The organism is Agrobacterium sp. 6Ca8 (assembly GCF_055382765.1).
Window position 1 is genome coordinate 348,110 of record NZ_AP026435.1, and the last position, 18,596, is coordinate 366,705.

General features: G+C 58.4%; 18 protein-coding genes and 1 pseudogene. 10 read left to right on the top strand and 9 right to left on the bottom strand.

Annotated features, from left to right (window positions below; all coding sequences use genetic code 11):
• Window positions 1–27: 27 nt before the first annotated feature.
• The 4 genes from ACZ5A6_RS25355 to ACZ5A6_RS25370 all read right to left on the bottom strand — a co-directional run bounded on the left by ACZ5A6_RS25355 (window position 28) and on the right by ACZ5A6_RS25370 (window position 2,294).
• Window positions 28–474, bottom strand: coding sequence for a carboxymuconolactone decarboxylase family protein (locus tag ACZ5A6_RS25355; RefSeq protein ID WP_060642260.1), 447 nt, complete (start codon window positions 472–474; stop codon window positions 28–30).
• Between the two features lie 92 nt (window positions 475–566).
• Complete coding sequence (locus tag ACZ5A6_RS25360; RefSeq protein WP_111790970.1) at window positions 567–1,004, bottom strand: cupin domain-containing protein; 438 nt, start codon at window positions 1,002–1,004, stop codon at window positions 567–569.
• Window positions 1,005–1,017: 13 nt separating this feature from the next.
• Complete coding sequence (locus tag ACZ5A6_RS25365) at window positions 1,018–1,770, bottom strand: SDR family oxidoreductase (RefSeq protein ID WP_111799498.1); 753 nt, start codon at window positions 1,768–1,770, stop codon at window positions 1,018–1,020.
• Window positions 1,771–1,781: 11 nt separating this feature from the next.
• Window positions 1,782–2,294, bottom strand: coding sequence for an RrF2 family transcriptional regulator (locus tag ACZ5A6_RS25370; protein ID WP_019565668.1), 513 nt, complete (start codon window positions 2,292–2,294; stop codon window positions 1,782–1,784).
• Between the two features lie 246 nt (window positions 2,295–2,540).
• Here ACZ5A6_RS25370 and ACZ5A6_RS25375 point away from each other — a divergent pair, with 246 nt between their 5' ends.
• Together ACZ5A6_RS25375 and ACZ5A6_RS25380 are read left to right on the top strand one after the other, a co-directional pair.
• A complete protein-coding gene (locus ACZ5A6_RS25375; protein WP_111790968.1) occupies window positions 2,541–3,122 on the top strand; it encodes a TetR/AcrR family transcriptional regulator in 582 nt (193 codons plus the stop codon).
• Window positions 3,123–3,194: 72 nt separating this feature from the next.
• Complete coding sequence (locus tag ACZ5A6_RS25380; protein ID WP_111790967.1) at window positions 3,195–3,926, top strand: SDR family NAD(P)-dependent oxidoreductase; 732 nt, start codon at window positions 3,195–3,197, stop codon at window positions 3,924–3,926.
• Between the two features lie 169 nt (window positions 3,927–4,095).
• On the opposite strand, the gene ACZ5A6_RS25385 is transcribed toward ACZ5A6_RS25380, so the two are convergent.
• The gene (locus tag ACZ5A6_RS25385; protein ID WP_233283734.1) at window positions 4,096–4,566 is read right to left on the bottom strand and encodes a zinc-binding dehydrogenase; all 471 of its coding nucleotides are present in this window, start codon (window positions 4,564–4,566) and stop codon (window positions 4,096–4,098) included.
• Between the two features lie 152 nt (window positions 4,567–4,718).
• On the opposite strand from ACZ5A6_RS25385, the gene ACZ5A6_RS25390 reads away from it, so the two are divergent.
• Entirely contained in the window at window positions 4,719–4,967 is a 249-nt protein-coding gene (locus ACZ5A6_RS25390) for a hypothetical protein (RefSeq protein WP_111790966.1), read from the top strand.
• 121 nt (window positions 4,968–5,088) lie between these two features.
• Here the strand turns inward: ACZ5A6_RS25390 and ACZ5A6_RS25395 are convergent.
• Window positions 5,089–5,334 (bottom strand): annotated as a pseudogene (locus ACZ5A6_RS25395) (IS6 family transposase); the annotation flags it as partial.
• A 69-nt stretch (window positions 5,335–5,403) separates the two neighbouring features.
• Window positions 5,404–6,015: a TetR/AcrR family transcriptional regulator gene (locus tag ACZ5A6_RS25400; RefSeq protein ID WP_080802590.1), complete on the bottom strand. Its 612-nt coding sequence runs from the start codon at window positions 6,013–6,015 to the stop codon at window positions 5,404–5,406.
• 148 nt (window positions 6,016–6,163) lie between these two features.
• Between ACZ5A6_RS25400 and ACZ5A6_RS25405 the strand changes: the two genes are divergently transcribed.
• The 4 genes from ACZ5A6_RS25405 to ACZ5A6_RS25420 all read left to right on the top strand — a co-directional run bounded on the left by ACZ5A6_RS25405 (window position 6,164) and on the right by ACZ5A6_RS25420 (window position 10,941).
• On the top strand, window positions 6,164–6,430 hold the full coding sequence (locus tag ACZ5A6_RS25405; protein WP_060642264.1) for a hypothetical protein: 267 nt from the start codon (window positions 6,164–6,166) through the stop codon (window positions 6,428–6,430).
• Window positions 6,431–6,867: 437 nt separating this feature from the next.
• Window positions 6,868–8,817, top strand: a complete 1,950-nt coding sequence (locus ACZ5A6_RS25410; protein WP_464111438.1) for a methyl-accepting chemotaxis protein — start codon at window positions 6,868–6,870, stop codon at window positions 8,815–8,817.
• A gap of 751 nt (window positions 8,818–9,568) precedes the next feature.
• Entirely contained in the window at window positions 9,569–10,156 is a 588-nt protein-coding gene (locus ACZ5A6_RS25415) for a DUF1349 domain-containing protein (protein ID WP_065662706.1), read from the top strand.
• A gap of 26 nt (window positions 10,157–10,182) precedes the next feature.
• A complete protein-coding gene (locus ACZ5A6_RS25420; protein ID WP_111791073.1) occupies window positions 10,183–10,941 on the top strand; it encodes an SDR family oxidoreductase in 759 nt (252 codons plus the stop codon).
• Window positions 10,942–10,969: 28 nt separating this feature from the next.
• On the opposite strand, the gene ACZ5A6_RS25425 is transcribed toward ACZ5A6_RS25420, so the two are convergent.
• On the bottom strand, window positions 10,970–11,734 hold the full coding sequence (locus ACZ5A6_RS25425) for an SOS response-associated peptidase family protein (protein WP_111791074.1): 765 nt from the start codon (window positions 11,732–11,734) through the stop codon (window positions 10,970–10,972).
• A 59-nt stretch (window positions 11,735–11,793) separates the two neighbouring features.
• Window positions 11,794–12,846, bottom strand: coding sequence for a non-homologous end-joining DNA ligase (ligD, locus tag ACZ5A6_RS25430; protein ID WP_111791075.1), 1,053 nt, complete (start codon window positions 12,844–12,846; stop codon window positions 11,794–11,796).
• 282 nt (window positions 12,847–13,128) lie between these two features.
• Here ligD and ACZ5A6_RS25435 point away from each other — a divergent pair, with 282 nt between their 5' ends.
• Genes ACZ5A6_RS25435 through ACZ5A6_RS25445 form a run of 3 tightly spaced genes read left to right on the top strand, consistent with a single transcriptional unit; the run spans window position 13,129 to window position 18,567 of the window.
• Window positions 13,129–13,881 carry an ImuA family protein gene (locus ACZ5A6_RS25435; protein ID WP_112402690.1) on the top strand — a complete coding sequence of 251 codons (753 nt, stop codon included), beginning with the start codon at window positions 13,129–13,131 and terminating at the stop codon, window positions 13,879–13,881.
• The gene (locus tag ACZ5A6_RS25440) at window positions 13,802–15,313 is read left to right on the top strand and encodes a Y-family DNA polymerase (RefSeq protein WP_464111439.1); all 1,512 of its coding nucleotides are present in this window, start codon (window positions 13,802–13,804) and stop codon (window positions 15,311–15,313) included. The genes ACZ5A6_RS25435 and ACZ5A6_RS25440 overlap by 80 nt, the downstream gene beginning before the upstream one ends.
• Window positions 15,310–18,567, top strand: coding sequence for an error-prone DNA polymerase (locus ACZ5A6_RS25445; RefSeq protein ID WP_111791076.1), 3,258 nt, complete (start codon window positions 15,310–15,312; stop codon window positions 18,565–18,567). The genes ACZ5A6_RS25440 and ACZ5A6_RS25445 overlap by 4 nt, the downstream gene beginning before the upstream one ends.
• Window positions 18,568–18,596 lie beyond the last annotated feature (29 nt).

Here is an 18,596-nt window from a genome sequence, read left to right on the forward strand (position 1 = left end):
GCCTATGCGGTTGCACTGCTCGCGCGATCACGCCTTGGCTGCAACCGGAAGCCGGAATGGCGCCCCGAGACGATTGAACGCGTTCATCGCAGCGATCGTGATCGTCAGATCGACGAGGTCCTTCGGTTCGAAAGCTGCGGCTGCGGCGGCATAGGCCTCGTCCGATGCTTGGGTCTGGCTGACATTCGTGACTTCTTCAGCCCAGGCCAGTGCTGCTCGTTCCTGGTCGCTAAACAGGTGAGGCACCTCATCCCAGACAGGAACAAGCGTGATCTTATCGACGGACATCGTCTTGCGCAGATCGCGACTATGCATGTCGATGCAATGGGCGCAGCCGTTGATCTGCGACACGCGCAGGAAGACGAGATGAATCAGCTCCTCAGGCAGGTTCGTTTTCTTGGTGACGTAGTGATGCACGCCGAAGAGCGCCTTGGCACCCTCGGGGGCGACTTCGGACCAGTTCATGCGGGACATGTTGTTTTCCTTTCTCGTGGACACGGTTCTCCGTTCGCCGGAGAAACCGTCGTTGCGTGTGCTAGGTGAGGGGGTAGGTCTGGTAGGTAGCGCTACGGCTTTCGCGGTGTCGTCAGGGCGGTGTCATCGGTATCGACGACGAAGACGGCAAGCAGCTTCGCCGGCTCGGTCTTGCTGGCGTTGGCGCTGACGTCGTGGCGGTCGCCCGGCAGCTCGGTGAAGTTCTGCCCGGCGATGAAGGTCTTCGTCTCGCCACCGTTCACGGCGCTTAAGATGGCGCCTTCGAGAACCGTCGCATAGATCAAGGCGGATTTTGCATGCGTGTGAGCGGAACTGTAGCCGCCGGGGCCGTACTCGACGAGGACGCCCTTCACGCTCTTTCGGGGAACGTCCGGGAGGGGATGCTCGTAAACCAGCGTCACCTTCGCGTCCTTCGTATCATATGCAAGTCCAGGCTTGGCGACGTCATGAGCGGAAGCTGTGGCCAGAGAGACCGCAAGGGCTGAAGCGGCATGGAGGATGGTCTTCATGATTGTTTCCCTCCTATGTTCTGAGCCACTCGGCGATCGTGATCGCACCCTTGATGTAGTCTCCGCCGGGAACCAGCGAGCCGGCGACAACGGAAGCGCCGAAGTAGTCGACGGCGGCGTCGGCGTTGACCGGACGAGCGTCGCTCTTGGCATCGAGATAGGTCCGGATGAAGGATTCGAACGGTGCCCGTTCGGGCCCGGCAAGATCGACGGATGCGTTCTTCGGCTCCCCGAGCGCGGCTTCCACCAAAGCAGCGGCGACGTCGTCGGCCGCGATCGGCTGGAAGTCGATATCCGGCACTTTCACCGCGCCGTCGGCCGAGTAGGCGCCCACCAGTGTCTCCGTGAATTCGTGGAACTGTGTCGCGCGCACAATGGTGTAGGCCTGGCCCGATGCTGCGACGGCGTCTTCTTGGGCGAGTTTGCCGGCCATGTATGGGTTCGCGGCGAGGCGGTCCGCGTTGACGATCGAGAGGACGACGTGATGGCGCACGCCCGCGGCTTGTTCGGCACGTGTCAGGTTTCGGCTCGACTTGTCGAAGAAGTCGGTTATGACGGCCTTATCGAAAGACATCATGTTCGACACGTCGATGACGGCGTCGGCGCCCGCAAGCGCCTCGGCCAGTCCTTCGCCCGTGTAGGCATTAATCCCGTTGCGGGAGCTTGCGACGACGGCTTCGTGGCCGGCGTCCTGTAGCAGCTTCACTGCCTTCGAGCCGATCAGGCCCGTGCCGCCGATGACGACGACCTTCTTCATCTTGGTCATGGTGCTTTCTCCTATGACGAGGCGCGATTGCCCGTCTTGCGTTCGTGGAGTTCAAGGAAGGCGCATCCCCGGGCGGCGATACCACCGTCGTCGGCTGCACCAAGGTCCGCCAGAAGGTCCGCGACGGACACCTTGGCGAGTTCTGCGCGATAGGCCTTCTCGGCTTTCAGCATCGCGGCGTTGATTTGGCAGGGCTTAGTGAAGTAGCGCGCCGGAAGTGGATTCGGCCCGCGCTGGCGGATCTCGGCGCACCGGAAGGCGGGCGCTGGTCCTTCGACCGCGAGGACGATGTCGAGCATCGTGATGTCCTTTGGCGCCTTGGCCAGCCGATATCCACCCTTCGGACCCGGCGTCGTTGCGACGATCCCGGCGCCGGAAAGCGCCTGCAGATGCTTGAGGAGGTAGCTCGTCGATACGCCGTGGAGTTCTGCCAGTGCTGCCGCCGACAGGACGCCGTCTTCGGACAGCCCCGCCAGGAATGCCGTGCAGTGAATGGCCTGCTCGACGCCTTCGCTCAGTTTCATGGTGCATCTCCTAATCGTGGATATAAAATATCCACGATTAACTTCGATGTCAATCCGGGATCACATAGACCGTTCAAAATTCGGAATATGACAGAAAACCGCGCTCCGGCGGCCGGGGCTTGCCACAGTCAGGAAGCTCGCACTCTCATCGACGCCCGAACATGTTGCACTTGCCCCGGAATATTTCCGCCGCAAGGTGGGAATTTAATTATTGACTGATCAATCAATAATTGGTACGTCGTCCGCATGGCAAGACCGAGAGAATTTGACCGCGACGCAGCGTTGGAGAAAGCCCTGAGGGTGTTCTGGGCAAAGGGATTTGCCGCGACCTCTACCGATGATCTGCGTGTGGCGATGGGCATCGGCAGACAAAGCCTCTACGGCGCCTTTGGCGACAAACGTACTCTTTATCTGGAAGCGCTGGATACCTATCAGCAGCGGACAAACACTGGGCATGTCATGAGGTTGAGCGGCCCGACATCGCCTATAAAAGGCATCGAAGACCTGCTTTCCGGTCTTGTGTCGGAAGACGATTGCGAGCGGGCGCTGGGATGCATGGGGGTTGGATCAGTCGGCGAGTTTGGCGTGACAGACCCGGACCTTAATTCGCGCCGCAACTCTGCCAGTGCGGCGTTAGGTCGACGCATATTGGAGAGAGTGTTGGAGGGCCAGCGTTCGGGGGAAATCAATCCCGCTCTCGACGCTGAAGAAACTACCGCGTTCATTCAGATGACGATGACCGGCCTGCAGGTGGCTGCGCGTGGCGGCGCAAAAGCTCTCGATCTGAAGGCGATGGCACGATTTGCAACACAGCGTCTAAAACCATAACGCGGCCTCCGCAACAAGGAGGCTTTTCATTTGCTCAATTATGGACTGATCTGTCAATAAAAGGAGAATCCCATGACAATCGAAGAACGAAAGACCGCCCTCGTATTTGGAGGTGCCCGTGGTATCGGCGCCGCTGCGGTCGAAAGACTTTCAAAAGACGGCTACGATGTCGCCTTCACATATGTTTCGCGACCGGACAGCGCAAAGGCGCTCGTGAACGAGATCGAGAAGAGTGGGCGCCGCGCGGTGGCCATCCAGGCCAATAGCGCAGATGCTGCCGCCGTTCGTGGCGCGGTGGCAAAGACTGTCGACATCTTCGGGCCAATCGACGCCGTCGTCGTCAATGCAGGGATTTTGCGGCTCAACAGGGTGGATGCTGTCACTCTCGAAGAGCTCGATCTAATGATCGACATCAACATCCGCGGCGTTTTCTTGTCCATCCAGTCCGCAGTGCCGCACATGAAGGATGGCGGCCGCGTCATAACGATCGGGTCGAACACGGCGGAACGGACTGGAATGGCGGGAGCAAGCGTCTACCAATTCTCCAAGGCTGCGGTCGCAGCGATGGTGAAAGGCTTGGCCCTTGATCTGGCTCCGCGGCGCATCACCGTCAACAACATCCAACCTGGTCCAACGGACACTGACATGAACGCCGGCGCCATTGAGATGTTGTCTGACCGCAGCCCCTTGAAGCGCGTTGCCGACCCCAAGGAAATTGCGGGAATGGTGGCCTATCTAACGGGTCCCGACACGTCTTTCATGACAGGATCGAGCCTGACAATCGACGGAGGCTGGGTGCTATAAATTCAGCGCTCCAGGGGTAGGGCCGTTCACAGCGGCCCTCTCCACCACTCCGGCATCTTTCCTCGTGCAAAAGTCTGCTGGGCAAAACTCACCGGCGGTCAATCTTTTGGCTTATCGCGATGCAATTCGCGAGTTCCACTCAGTCCAAGAGCTCCCCGCGTATCCGGCATCACCCATGAAAATCGTCAAGAACGATCTTGCCGAACACTCCGCCGGCTTCCATCCGGCGATCGGCATCCGATGTAGCTGAGAGTGGATACAGTGCCCCGACAACGGGCTGAAGTTCTTTGCCCATCATTGGCAGCACATCGTCCCTGAACCGGCGGATCATAGCTCTCATTTCTGAGCGAGATCTGGATTTCATGGCCGTGCCCAGCAATTGTAAGTGATTGTGAAGGACAGTTCCGAGCGGAATGATGGCGTTCTTATCTCGCCCCAACAGGCCCACTTGGACAAGCCGACCACCAGGAGCAAGACTACGAATGTTGCGGACGAGGTAGGACCCGCTGACAAAGTCGATGATCAGATCGACCCCACAGGATGCCGTCGCATCGACGACCTCCGCCTCGAAGTCCGACCGCTGATAATCGAACACAGCTTCGGCGCCCTGCGAAAGCACGTTCCCGATGTTGCCCGCCAAAGCGGTGGCTAGCTAGGTTGCTCCAGCCGCTTTGGCGGGCTGGACTGCCGCCGATCCGATGCCGCCTGCAGCAGCATGAATGAGAACGGTCTCGCTTTTTTTCGGTTCGTCCGAGATGTGCAAGAGCCTCCCAGCCCGTGACGAAGCTCTCCATGACTGCGGCCGCCTCGATGAAGGACATTCTGGTCGGAATGGTAGCCGCCATCCCGCCGCCGACAATCCCCATGACACGGTCGCCGACGGCAAGGCCGGTTACTTCGTTTCCGACGGCTGTCACTTCTCCCAGCGACCTCAAGGCCGAGGATGTTACTGTCCCCGTAAGTCTGAGCGCCATAGACGCCTTCACGTTGAAGAAGGTCTCCGCGATTGACCCCGGCCTGTCGGTTTTCAGCTGGGTTTAAGCCAGTTTTTCATTTGGCATTGTAACAACACATTGCTTCTATGGTATTGACCGAAAACTTCTTTCCGAAGTGAGAGTGGATCTTTTCGAAATGGAAGAATGGATCATATTCGTGCGATAACCAACAGCCATTTGTCGCCGAGCTTGCCGATCGATCGCTTCCGGATTTCATTGGCAAAGTGCCTGTCGAATTTCTCAGCCCAAAGTCTCACGGTCTGACGAGAGACGATGACCCCACGAGCTGCCAGCACATCCTCGGCCATTCGCAGACTGAGCGGAAACCGGACATAGAGCTAAACGGTATGGGCAATCACGTCAGGTGGAAATCGGTGGCGACGATAAAGAGGATCACGGGCAAGTCTGGTCATGTAGCCTTATTCGACGCCCTGTTAACGTGACACTGCCTTCAGTAGCACTTCCTTCTTGCACCACCAGGATCAGGCAGAAGCCTGTGCACCTAGACCAAACGAGACCATCGCCGCTTCACACGCACGCGTAAACCGCATCGACGGACCTTCTTTGCCGACGGCAAGTTTGCTGACGCGTGCTCCCTCTAACAGCATGGATAGCGTATCAGCCAAAAGTTCAGGATCGCTTACACCTGTCGAACGACAAAGATCGGCAAGCCGGGAATGCTGTTCCATCTTCAATGTTTCTATTATCGCATGTGCAGGGTGCCCTTGCTCTTTCAACTCTACCGCAGCATTGGCCAAATCGCATCCATAGGGTTCGCTGGAAAGACATTGTGCGCGCGCTTTAACCCATGCCGTGAGCTGAGCCCTCGGGTCGCCCGGGTTCTCTTTTTCGAGATCTTCCCAGGCTTTATCGAGCGTTCGAGAACTGTGCTTGAGCGCTTCACACACAAGATCGTCCTTGGAACCAAAATGTCGGTATAAGGTCATCTTGTTGGTTGAGGCGGCTTCGGCAATGGCATCAACACCGATGCCGCGTATCCCATGTTCACGAAACAGTTGGCAGGCCGTTGACACAATCCGGTCACGAGGTGCGATTTTCTGCTCAGAAGCACGATCAGATGTCTCGGATTTCATGAGTTTAATTTTTACCCTCAAGCGGTGTTGACATGCGTGTTACCGATCGGTAACTATCACAAAAGTTACTTACCGGTAACACCTTGGCGCGAGCCCGTCAAGCAATCGCCCGCTTTCACAGCTTAGGAATTATCGAAAGGAGACTGAGATGAGACAGACGATAGACGAGATGACGCTCGCCGAGATTTTCGCAGATCCACTGATCCGTTCAGTCATGCGCGCCGATGACGTGGGCCTGGACGATTTCAAAGAGTTGATGCATTCAGCGGCGACGTCCTTGACGACACGCGATGGCGCAGCATTCGCTGGACAGTTTGAAACGAGCGGGCCTGCAGCTTCATCGAAGCGTACACTCGTAACCGCCGTACAGCCCTTGTTCGCAGGTTTCTTTAAGCCTTGCGCTGCCCATATGTGAATGTGGCCTGCATCACCATCCCACAGGTCGGGCTTATCCGGGGTGGGATGGCTAATCGCACGCTGATCTTTCAGATATTGGTATCTCCTGCGCCCGTTTGGGCATGAAGAAATTGTAAAGTATTTAACTATAACTAATCGCAAGAAAACCAGCGAAGCACGGCCGTGGAACAATTGGTTCTAGTCCGTGTTTTGCGAAATGCGGCCCGGCGTTTCCGCCTGTTGGCGGGGCTGTCGTTTCGCCCGCGGAATGGTGACCTGCCCGTATTTGAAGGGGGCAGGCCGGCGTTTTTCGGCGCATGCATGATGCAGTTGCGATCAGAGCCGATGATGCGGCTACCGAAGCCTTGATGATCGAGGTTACGCGACGTGCAATGTCAGTCTTGCCGAACACCTCCGGCACGGGGAAGGAGCGGTATTCATGCCCTGAGGTTATCCGTGTCATTTCTCCAGAATGCCAGTATCCGCACCAAAATTCTGTCGCTCATTTTACCGCTCTGCATCATCGGTCTGGGTGCAACAGTATATATGTCCGCCCGTTACAAAAACGCGGACACGCTGTATTCAGAGTTCATTGCCGGCGATAATGCCGCGCTTGTCGAGCTTTCTCGCGCCAACCGCAATCTTCAGGCGGTGGCTTACGGTGCTTATCAGGTAATGGCATACGACACCTCCATACCGGATTTCGCCATCGCCAAAGGCGAGTATAATACCGACAAAGGCGAACTGATCTCGCGATTGAACAACGTCAAGGCCATATTCCCGGAAGAGACGGCCACAATCGACGAACTGCTCAAACAATCTCAGAGCATCATCGCAACCACTGATAAGGCCGTCGAGCTTGGCTCCGCTAATCGTAATCAGGAGTCCGCGGCGGAACTCCTGAAGGCTGATGGGCAAATTCGCGCGGCCGGAAACGAAATAGGCTCTTTGCTGGACAAGCTTGCCAAGGGTGTTGCAACAGGCAGCGACGATCTGACGGATCAGACGAATTCCACGATCCTGACCTCGCTTGTTGTGGTTGGCATCAGCTTTGCAACCGGCATCATTCTCGCACTTTTCGTGGCCTCACGTGGCATCACAACGCCGATTGCCCGGCTGCGGGAGCGCATGGTGTCGCTGGCAGGCGGCGATACGGCAGCCGAGATCGATGGCATGGACCGCAAGGATGAAGTCGGCCAGATGGCGGTTGCCGTTCAGGTGTTCCGCGAGAGTGCGATCGAGCGCATTCGTCTCGAACAGGAAACCGAAGCCAATCGCAGCCTTTCGGAAAAGGAACGCATCGCGCGCGAGCAGCAGAAGGCCAAGGAAGCTGCCGACGTCAAATTTGCCGTCGACAATCTTGCAACCGGTCTTTCGAAGCTTTCGGATGGCGATGTGTCCTACCGCATCGGCCAGCCGTTCACGGCGACACTCGACGGCGTTCGTAACGACTTCAACATGTCCGCCGAAAAGCTGCAATCGGCATTGACCCGGGTTGCGCAGAATGCCGGTGGCATCGGCGCGGGCGCAAACGAGATCAAATCGGCCGCCGACGATCTGGCCAAGCGTACCGAACAGCAGGCCGCAGCCGTGGAAGAAACCGCTGCCGCTCTGGAAGAGATCACCACGACAGTGAAGGATTCCACCAAGCGAGCGCAGGAGGCCGGCCTGATCGTCAGCCGCGCCAAGGCAGGTGCCGAACAATCCGGCGAAGTGGTACGCCGCGCGGTGGTCGCCATGGAGCAGATCTCCAAATCCGCCAACGAGATCAGCAACATCATCGGCGTGATCGACGAAATCGCCTTCCAGACCAACCTTCTGGCGCTCAATGCCGGCGTGGAAGCTGCGCGTGCGGGTGAGGCGGGCAAGGGCTTTGCCGTCGTCGCGCAGGAAGTGCGCGAACTGGCGCAACGCTCCGCCAATGCGGCCAAGGAAATCAAGGCGCTGATCACCACCTCGAACGATCAGGTGCAGCAGGGTGTTCAGCTGGTGGGCGACACCGGCAAGGCACTGGCGACGATCGTATCGGAAGTGCAGGAAATCAACCGGCACGTCGTCTCCATCGTGGAATCCGCGCAGGAGCAATCCTCCGGCCTCCAGCAGATCAATACCGCGGTCAACCAGATGGACCAGGACACGCAGAAAAATGCGGCGATGGTGGAAGAGACCAACGCCGCCAGCCACAATCTGGCCAAGGAGGTAGCTTCGCTCAACCAGCTTCTCGCGCAGTTCAAGCTCGCCGATACCGCCTATCAGCAGAAGAGCCAGCCCGCTCCGGTTCGCAATGCCGGCGGCAACGACAGATATGTGGCATCCCCCGTACGCGCGCTTGGCCGCAAGCTTGCATCCGCATTCTCCGGTAACGCTGCTGTCGATACGTCAAAGGACGACTGGCAGGAGTTTTGATCGGCGATCGGTCAACGACATGAGCATCGGCGGGGGATATCCCCGCCGCCAATCAAGGACTATGCCACGCAATCGGAAATCGTTTGCGTGGCATAGTTTATGCCAGAGGGGTGACGAACATGTCTGGCAATCTTCGCAATACATTGTCCTTCACGCAGCGCGTCGCGACTATGGCCGCGGGATCTTTTTGGGCACTGACTCATTCTCGATGATGTTTCGGATTCAATTGGTGTGATTTTCGAAGGAGAATCAGCGCCATGCGAGCCCAGTTTCGACTTCCGACCTGATCCCGGCCGGTTTGAACGTTGAATCGGTGCATGATGCCACCGACGCGATCGTTGTCACTGCGTCCGCCGGGTCAACGGACTCCATATGTCCCCACTGCGGGACCGTTTCCCTCCGGTGATCGGTGATCTGCCGTGTATGGCTCGACGGATCGAATTGCATCTGACCGTCAGGCGCTTTGTCTATAGTGCTACCAACTGCCATCGAAAGATTTTTGCCGAGCGCTTCGGTGACGGTGTGGCCTCACGCTCCCTAACGAACTTCACTGCCTCAAGCTTGTACTCGCGGCTGGACTTGCTTCATTGCATTTATGCACTCCAGTTTCGTTGGAAGCACCTTAACTTGGTGTCCACGAAACTGGCAGCAGGCCAACACTCACTTTACCGAGTTTATGATCACGGGTATCCGTTGAGTCGGGCAATAGCCCCACCAGCAGTGATGCAAGGGCAATTCCGGAGACAGTGCCGTGGACGTTAATCTCAAAGAAGCCGAGTGGCTGAATAAACCTGTAGTGTGGGAAGCCACCGAGACGGGTCTCTCTTTAACCACCGAAGCAAACACTGACTTCTGGCGTGAAACGCATTACGGCTTCACGCGCGACAGTGGCCATTTCCTAGGCGTAACGGTCGTGGATGGTTTCACAGCGAGTGTCCGTGTCCAAGGCGAATTCCGGTCTCTCTACGATCAGGCCGGTCTTATGGTGCGCATTGATGAAAATCGATGGGTGAAGTCAGGCGTTGAGTTTACAGATGGCGAACGGTTTCTCAGCACAGTCATCACCGATGGAAAATCCGACTGGTCAGTGTCCCAGCCCTTCAAGGAACTTGAAGATTTCTATATCCGGATCACATTGAAGGAAGGCACGATGCGTATTCAGGCATCCTCCAATGGGAGCATATGGCCGTTGCTGCGGCTTGCTCCGTTTCCTAAAGTTCCCCATTATTTCGTTGGGTTGACTGCATGTACGCCTGAGCGTGGCGGACTGGATGTCCGGTTTTCGGAGTTTTCAGTCGGTGCGGCGATCACTACCGATCTCCACGACCTGTCTAGCTAGCAGCTATTTAAGAGAGTTCTTCGCAAATGCCGTCTCGATCTATCGTCCTTGTAACAGGTGCCAGCAAAGGGATAGGTGCAGCAACTGCAATTGCGTTTGCGCGGGCAGGATACGATGTGTGTGTGAACTATCACTCCGACGCTGAAGGCGCATCTGCGACGGCCGAGCGTTGCGAGGCCGAAGGCGCGAAGGCAATCGCTGTTGGCGCTGATGTCTCGGATCGCAACGCGGTAAAAAATCTCTTCCGCACTTGCGATGAATTACTCGGCCCGATCGACTGCCTTGTTAATAATGCCGGGATCATCGGAGGAACGTCCACGCTCGAAAGTTTGACCGAGGGTGCCCTGCAAGCCACTTTCGCGACCAACCTTTTTGGCACGATTTATTGCCTCCAGGAAGCGATAGAGCGGATGGCGTCCGATCGTGGTGGTGCGGGTGGCTCGATTGTCAACATGTCGTCCCTCGCGGCGACGCTTGGTAGTCCAGGGGAATATGTGCATTATGCGGCTTCCAAAGGCGCGGTGGAAACACTGACGATCGGTGCCGGCAAGGAGCTTGGTTCCGTTGGAGTTCGCGTGAACGCGATCCGCGTAGGCACGACGGCGACAGATATCCACGCGCGTGAGGGCAACCCAGATCGACCCGGGAAAGTTGCGCGTGCCACCCCGTTGGGGCGCATAGCCGAGCCGGAAGACATCGCAGATGCGGCGATCTGGCTCGCGTCACCAATGGCCAGATTTATTACCGGGACGATATTGACCGTTGCTGGCGGAATCGCACCGTGAACGCACTCACGGTCAGACACGACACAAATCAGTCTTGGCCAACCGGTTCGCCCGATTTCGACACGACGGTGGACCCGTACGGTTCTCGCGACGAAATAATCAACGCATCGTTCTGAAGCGGGCGGACAAGATGTTTTGCCTCGTCCCACGGCGCCCGCATCCAGATGTCCGTGTCCTCCTTCGTCAGCAACAGAACCGGCATGGCTTTCTCATGGATCGGTTTCACGAGATCGTTGGGATCCGTGGTCAGAAAACCATAGAGGTCGTCGATCGTGAGTCCGTCCCGAACCTTCCGGACGCTCTTCCATTGCGGCACATGGATGCCGGCAAAAAACATCAGGGATTTCTCGTCATCGCGGGCAAACCAGGCATTGGGCACATTGCCGCCTTCCTCTCTGCTCGCCGGATCGGGTTCGGCAAAGCTGGTGACTGGGACAAGGCATCTGTGTTCGACGTCGAACCATCGCGTCCAATGCGGGAAATTGAGCTTACGCACGTTTGTCGTGCCGCGGTCGGCCTCCATGCGGATCAGCTCCTCGAGATCAAATGGCTTGCCCTTGGCCGCGAGCTTCTCGGCCTTGGCTTTGGCCGCTTTCTCCAAGGCGAAGCGAGGGGACGGTAATCCCCATCGCGCATGCACAAGCTGCTTCTTGCCTTCCGCCGTGTTGCGCACGATCGGCCCCATTTGGTCCGGGTTCATCTGATAGGCTGGCATTAGGTTGATCAGGCTTTCGGCGTCCTGGGCCCATTTCGAGACCCAGTCCTTGTCTTCCATCCGATAAAGGTTGCACATGCTGGAAAGCCCTCCGCTTAAAGCAGATGCGGTGTGTTCACGGCATCGCGCCTACTTCGCTACTGGAGCCTGTAAACGTCGGCATTGTCTTGTCGTTCCCGCAATCCCTTGTAGGAAGCATGGCGTAGCTTGCCGTCCGCCGTCCAGGCCCGAAACTCGATCTCGGCAATCAAAGTCGGCTCGACCCAAACGATGTCTGCCTTTTCGGCATATGGAACAGGCGGCTGTTTCCGTTTCCAGCGCAGCCTGTCGATCATCTTGCGCAGCCTGTTCATCTCGGCTTGCCTGAAGCCCGTCCCGACGTTCCCGACATGAACGAGCTCGTCACCGCGATAGGCAGCAAGCACCAGAGAGCCGAAGCCGTCGGGAGATGCCGTCGATGGCTCGTAGCCAACAACCATGAAGGCTTCGCTCTTAACGCACTTGATCTTGACCCAGTCGCCGGTCCGGCCGGAGCGATAGGGTTGATCCAATTGCTTGCCGACGATGCCCTCGAGGCCAAGGCTGCCAACGTGTTCCAGCAGGATCGCGGGATCGGCGTCAATGGTTTCCGAAAGGCGGATCGCGCCGTCGTGCCCGTTCAGCGTATCCTCGAGAAGATGCCGGCGCGAACGGTACTCCACGTTGCGCAGGTCATGGCCGTCGAGATAAATAAGATCGAACGCGTAGAGGATGGCGTCCGAAGCTCGGTTGCCAGCCGTCTTTCCAGACGCACCCAACGATTTCTGCAGCAGCCCGAAATCCGGCCGCCCTTCATCGTCAAGCACAACCGCCTCGCCATCAATGATCATCGTTGCCGGACCAAGCGCCCGGGCAGCCTGCTCGATCGCCGGAAACCGGTGCGTCCAGTCATGGCCACCACGCGTGAGGATGCGGACCCCTGTCGGCTCGATATGGATAGCGAGGCGATAGCCATCCCATTTCAGCTCCCAGCTCCATTGGTCGCCTTGTGGAGGGTGCGCCTTCAATTGGGCGAGCGCCGGCTCGACGCGATCGGGCATCGGATCAAACAGCAGCTGTGGCTGTGCGGGATTGCGCTTCCGACGCGGCTTTGACCGTAGCGGAGCTTCGGTATCACGAAGGAGCGGCTTTGATCTCGGTGGCTTCGTCATGCAAACGAGTTCAGCACGAAAACCTTAAGAAGATTGTGACGCCGTTCATCTATCCCCGCTATCCACCGTTTTGAACCCGACGGACGCCAGGGCTGCAAAAATTTCTGTTTCCCCTTACCTCCTTGAATCCTTTTCGAATCTTCGACTTTGCTAATACTGGGATAATATTCCTCAACCATGTGGTGCTTGACTCTTTTGCATTACGAGAACAAACAATGAACATATAGCCCGTACGACATAATGTCGATCCTTTGAACACGACCTTGAAGGGAGCCGTGAACGATGACTGCTGCCCGTCACAGGGTGATTTGCGACTTGCGAGACCGCATCGCGTCGATGGAAGGGGTATCCGCGAAGCGGGCCGGAACACTTTCTTTTGGCGTTTCCGAGATCGATGCGGCCTTGCCCGGCGGGGGCCTCGCCTATGGCGCGCTGCACGAGTTTGCAGGCGGTGGCTCCGGTACTGTCGATGGTGCGGCGGCCGCCCTTTGTGTTGCCGGCATTGCCGCAAGAACAAAAGGCCCCGTCATCTGGTGTCTGACGCGGCCGGATCTTTTTTTTCCAGCTCTTGCCCATGTGGGTCTGCATCCCGACCGCGTCATCTTTGTTGAATCCGACAAGGAAGAGGATGTGCTGGCCAATATGGAGGAGGGCCTTTCCTTCGGCGGACTTGGTGCCGTCGTCGGTGAACTTGTTCGCCTGCCTATGGTCAGTTCCCGCCGCCTGCAGCTTGCAGCCGAGCGAACCGGAACCATGGCGCTCGCGGTCCGCCGATGGCGGCGACAGACGGAGGCCAATGACTTTGGGCAGCCGACGGCCTCGACCACGCGGTGGCGTGTCAGCGTGATGCCGTCAGAGGAGTTGCCGGTACCGGGGGTGGGCAGGCCTCAATGGTTTCTGGAATTGATGCGCGTGAAAGCGGGTGAGTGTGCTGAGTTTCTCGTGAGGGCGTGCGATGACAAGGGTCGTCTCGATCTATCTTCCGGATCTGCCGACGGATCGCATTCGTCGGGCCGATCCGTCTATTCCGCCTGAACAGCCAATCGCCGTGATCGCGAGAAGCGGTTCGAAGCGATGGGTGTCTGCCGCCGATCCGGCTGCCAGAAAGGCGGGCGTGCATGCCGGCATGGCGGCGGCAAAGGCGCAGTCGCTGTTTCGCGGCCTGATGCTGGTTGACGCAGATTCGCAAGCCGATCAAGCCGCGCTCGAGCGCATCACGCTCTGGGCGCTGACGATCTATTCGCCGATCGTCGCCGTCGACGGGATTGATGGTATCGTCATGGATACGGAAGGCGCCGATCATCTGCAGGGTGGTGAACTGCCGATGGTGACAAAGATCGCCAACCAGTTTCTTGCCCGAAAACTGACGGCGCGCGTGGCGGTTGCCGACAGCTGGGGTGCTGCCCATGCTTGCGCCCGCGCAATCAATTGCGAAACGATTGTCGTTCCTCCGGGCGAGACGGCCCATGCCGTCAAAAAACTGCCGATTTCGCTTCTGCGCCTGCCGTCAAAGATCGTCTCTGATCTGCGCATTCTCGGTTTCCAGACAATCGGCGAGCTTGCCAACACCCCGCCGGCCCCGCTGACATTGCGCTTCGGTCCGGAGGTCGGCCGCCGTCTCGACCAGATGCTCTGTCGTGTCGCCGAGCCGATCGAACCGATCCGGACCGCAGAGCTGGTTGAAGTCTCCAAGGCCTTTGCCGAACCGATCGGGGCTGCGGAAACAATCAATAAATATGTTGGCCGTCTGGTCGTCCAACTCGTTGACGAACTCCAGAAGCGCGGGCTTGGCATTCGCCGTGCCGACCTGATCGTCGAGAAGGTCGATGGCACGAGACAGGCCATCCGCGCCGGAACCGCCAGGCCCGCCCGAGATGTCGCCTGGCTGACAAAACTGTTTCGGGACCGGACGGAAAAGATCGAGCCGGGCTTCGGGATCGAAAAGCTGATCCTGCTCGCCGTGATAGCCGAGCCTCTCGAGGAGGCTCAGAAAGCCTCTGCTCTGGTCGAGGATGACGTCACCGATGTCACGCCGCTAATCGACCTCTATGGAAACCGGGGGCAGAGGGTCTATCGCGTCGCACCGGTCGCATCCGATGTGCCGGAACGCTCTGTCCAGCGCATCAGCCCCGTCGCCGAACCGATCGCCGTTGCCTGGGTCAGCCATTGGCGCCGCCCCGTTCGTCTCTTACCGAGACCTGAGTTGATCGAGGCGATCGCGCTGATGCCGGACCGGCCCCCAGTCTCCATCGTCTGGCGTGGCAAACGCCGCAAGGTCAAATGTGCCGACGGCCCGGAACGCATTTTCGGGGAATGGTGGCAGCGAGATGCCGAAATGGACGCCGTGCGCGACTATTTCGTCATCGAGGACGAATCCGGTGAGCGTCTTTGGGTGTTCCGCTCCGGCGACGGTATTAATCCGGAAACCGGGTCACACCGCTGGTTCTGCCACGGGATATTCGCATGAGCTATGCCGAGCTCCAGGTCACGACACATTTTTCGTTTCTGCGTGGTGCCTCGTCGGCGCAGGAGTTATTTGATACTGCAAAACTCCTTGGGATCAGTGCGATCGGCGTCGTCGATCGCAATTCGCTCGCAGGCATCGTCCGCGCCCTTGAAGCATCCCGCGCGACAGGTCTCCGCCTTGTCGTTGGCTGTCGCCTCGACCTCGCCGACGGTATGTCGTTGCTGGTCTATCCGATGGATCGTCCGGCATATTCGCGGCTGACCCGGCTCATCACGCTTGGCAAGTCGCGCGGCGGCAAGAACAACTGCATTCTGCACTGGGACGATGTCATGGCTTACTCGGAAGGCATGATCGGCATTCTGGTGCCGGATCTGCCGGACGCCACATGCGCCGCGCAGCTTCGCAAGTTGGCGCACGTTTTTGGTGATCGAGCCTATGTATCGCTGTGCCTGCGCCGGCGACCCAACGACCAGATGCGGCTCCATGAGATTTCCAACATGGCGGCACGGTTCAGGGTCAAAACCGTCGTCACCAATGACGTGCTGTTTCATGAGCCGGGTCGGCGGCAGTTGCAGGACATCGTTACCTGCATCAGGCACAATACCACGATCGATGACGTCGGCTTCGAGCGAGAGCGTCATGCCGACCGATATCTGAAGCCTCCGGAAGAAATGGCTCGCCTATTTCCACGTTATCCGGAGGCCCTGGCGCGAACCATGGAGATCGTGCGGCGCTGCACGTTTTCTCTCGAGGAGCTGACCTACCAGTACCCGGAGGAAGCCATTGTGCCGGGCAAGGATGCCCAAGCCTCGCTTGAGCATTATGTCTGGGAATGCGCGCCTGACCGCTATCCGGAAGGGCTGCCGCCCGACGTCTTGAAAACCGTACGGCATGAGCTCGATCTCATCCGCACCATGAAATATGCGCCGTATTTTCTGACGGTGTTTTCGATCGTGCGCTTTGCAAGAAGCCAGAGCATTCTCTGCCAGGGCAGGGGATCGGCGGCCAACAGCGCCGTCTGCTATATTCTCGGCATTACCTCTATCGATCCCTCGACCAACGACCTTCTCTTCGAGCGCTTCGTCAGCCAGGAACGCGACGAACCGCCGGATATCGATGTCGACTTCGAGCATGAGCGGCGCGAGGAGGTCATCCAATGGATCTACAAGACCTACCGACATGACAAGGCAGCCCTCTGCGCCACCGTTACGCGGTATCGTGCCAAGGGAGCGATCCGCGATGTCGGCAAGGCGCTCGGCCTGCCGGAAGACGTGATCAAGGCGCTATCATCAGGCATGTGGTCCTGGTCGGAGGAAGTGCCCGACCGAAATATCCGGGAACTCAACCTCAACCCCGACGACCGGCGCTTAGCGCTCACCCTGAAACTGGCGCAGCAGCTGATGGGTGCGCCACGCCACCTTGGCCAGCATCCAGGAGGATTTGTCCTCACCCATGACCGGCTGGACGATCTCGTGCCGATCGAGCCGGCAACGATGAAGGACCGCCAGATCATCGAATGGGACAAGGATGACGTCGAGGCGCTGAAGTTCATGAAGGTAGATGTGCTCGCACTCGGCATGCTCACCTGCATGGCAAAGGCGTTTCATCTCATCCGTGAGGATAAGGGCGAGGATCTCGATCTGTCTACGATCCAGCAGGAAGACGCAGCCACCTACGCAATGATCCGAAAAGCCGATACGCTCGGGACCTTCCAGATCGAAAGCCGCGCGCAGATGGCGATGTTGCCGCGCCTGAAACCCCGCACCTTCTACGATCTGGTTGTGCAGGTGGCGATCGTCCGGCCCGGTCCTATCCAGGGCGACATGGTGCATCCCTATCTTCGCCGCCGCGAAGGCAAGGAGCCGGTAGAGTATCCCACACCCGAGCTTGAGGCCGTGCTCGGCAAGACGCTGGGCGTGCCGCTGTTTCAGGAGAGCGCCATGCGGGTCGCCATGGTCTGCGCCGGTTTTACCGGTGGCGAGGCCGACCAGCTGCGCAAGTCGATGGCCACCTTCAAGTTCACCGGCGGGGTCTCCCGCTTCAAGGAAAAACTCGTCTCCGGCATGGTCAAGAACGGTTATTCGGCGGAGTTCGCCGAAAAGACCTTTTCTCAGCTCGAAGGTTTCGGCAGCTACGGTTTTCCGGAAAGTCACGCGGCATCTTTTGCGCTGATCGCCTATGCATCGAACTACATCAAATGCCATTATCCGGATGTCTTTTGCGCGGCGCTTTTGAACAGTCAGCCGATGGGTTTTTATGCTCCAGCCCAGATCGTCGGTGATGCGATCAAGCATGGCGTCGAAGTGCGACCCGTGTGCGTCAACCGCTCGCGCTGGGACTGCACGCTGGAAAAGATCGGCAGCACCAATCGGCATGCTGTCCGGCTTGGATTTCGGCAGGTAAAGGGACTGGCTGTCGCTGACGCAGCGCGGATCGTGACGGCACGCATGAATAGTCCTTTCTTATCCGTCGATGACATGTGGCGCCGGTCCAGCGTGCCGACGGAGGCCCTTGTCCAGCTGGCAGAGGCCGATGCCTTTCTGCCATCGCTCAAACTCGAGAGGCGCGACGCGCTCTGGGCCATCAAGGCGCTGCGTGATGAGCCATTGCCGTTGTTTGCCGCCGCGACTGAGCGCGAGATGGCGGCAATTGCTGAGCAGCAGGAGCCGGAGGTCGCCCTTCGGCAGATGACGGACGGGCACAACGTCATCGAAGATTACAGCCATACGGGCTTGACGCTACGGCAGCATCCGGTTGCGTTCCTGCGCAGGGACCTGTCGGCACGCAACATCATCCCTTGTGCGGAGGCGATGAATGCTCGGGATGGGCGATGGGTTTATACTGCAGGTTTGGTGCTGGTGCGCCAGAAGCCCGGGTCGGCCAAGGGTGTCATGTTCATCACCATCGAGGACGAAACAGGCCCTGCCAACATCGTCGTCTGGCCGTCACTGTTCGAGAAGCGCAGGAGCGTTGTGCTCGGATCCTCGATGATGGCAATCAATGGGCGGATTCAGCGGGAAGGGGAGGTCGTGCACCTCGTCGCGCAGCAACTATTCGATCTGTCAGGCGATCTCGTTGGCCTGGCCGATCGGGATGTCGAATTCAGGCTGCCAACGGGGCGAGGCGATGAGTTTGCCCATGGGGGCGGTGGGCCGGACTCTCGCGATCGGCCGAGGCCGGTCGTCCCGCGGGATATGTTCACGCCTGATCTTCATATCGATACGCTGAAGGTGAAGAGCAGGAATTTTCAGTGATTTTTCGCTATCCCGGGAGCCGCGCCGCT

Coding starts and splice junctions, on each gene's coding strand:
- ACZ5A6_RS25355 (WP_060642260.1), bottom strand. CDS start 474: ATGTCCCGCATGAACTGGTCCGAAGTCGCCCCCGAGGGTGCCAAGGCG.
- ACZ5A6_RS25360 (WP_111790970.1), bottom strand. CDS start 1,004: ATGAAGACCATCCTCCATGCCGCTTCAGCCCTTGCGGTCTCTCTGGCC.
- ACZ5A6_RS25365 (WP_111799498.1), bottom strand. CDS start 1,770: ATGACCAAGATGAAGAAGGTCGTCGTCATCGGCGGCACGGGCCTGATC.
- ACZ5A6_RS25370 (WP_019565668.1), bottom strand. CDS start 2,294: ATGAAACTGAGCGAAGGCGTCGAGCAGGCCATTCACTGCACGGCATTC.
- ACZ5A6_RS25375 (WP_111790968.1), top strand. CDS start 2,541: ATGGCAAGACCGAGAGAATTTGACCGCGACGCAGCGTTGGAGAAAGCC.
- ACZ5A6_RS25380 (WP_111790967.1), top strand. CDS start 3,195: ATGACAATCGAAGAACGAAAGACCGCCCTCGTATTTGGAGGTGCCCGT.
- ACZ5A6_RS25390 (WP_111790966.1), top strand. CDS start 4,719: ATGACTGCGGCCGCCTCGATGAAGGACATTCTGGTCGGAATGGTAGCC.
- ACZ5A6_RS25400 (WP_080802590.1), bottom strand. CDS start 6,015: ATGAAATCCGAGACATCTGATCGTGCTTCTGAGCAGAAAATCGCACCT.
- ACZ5A6_RS25405 (WP_060642264.1), top strand. CDS start 6,164: ATGAGACAGACGATAGACGAGATGACGCTCGCCGAGATTTTCGCAGAT.
- ACZ5A6_RS25420 (WP_111791073.1), top strand. CDS start 10,183: ATGCCGTCTCGATCTATCGTCCTTGTAACAGGTGCCAGCAAAGGGATA.
- ACZ5A6_RS25425 (WP_111791074.1), bottom strand. CDS start 11,734: ATGTGCAACCTTTATCGGATGGAAGACAAGGACTGGGTCTCGAAATGG.
- ligD (WP_111791075.1), bottom strand. CDS start 12,846: ATGACGAAGCCACCGAGATCAAAGCCGCTCCTTCGTGATACCGAAGCT.
- ACZ5A6_RS25435 (WP_112402690.1), top strand. CDS start 13,129: ATGACTGCTGCCCGTCACAGGGTGATTTGCGACTTGCGAGACCGCATC.
- ACZ5A6_RS25440 (WP_464111439.1), top strand. CDS start 13,802: ATGACAAGGGTCGTCTCGATCTATCTTCCGGATCTGCCGACGGATCGC.
- ACZ5A6_RS25445 (WP_111791076.1), top strand. CDS start 15,310: ATGAGCTATGCCGAGCTCCAGGTCACGACACATTTTTCGTTTCTGCGT.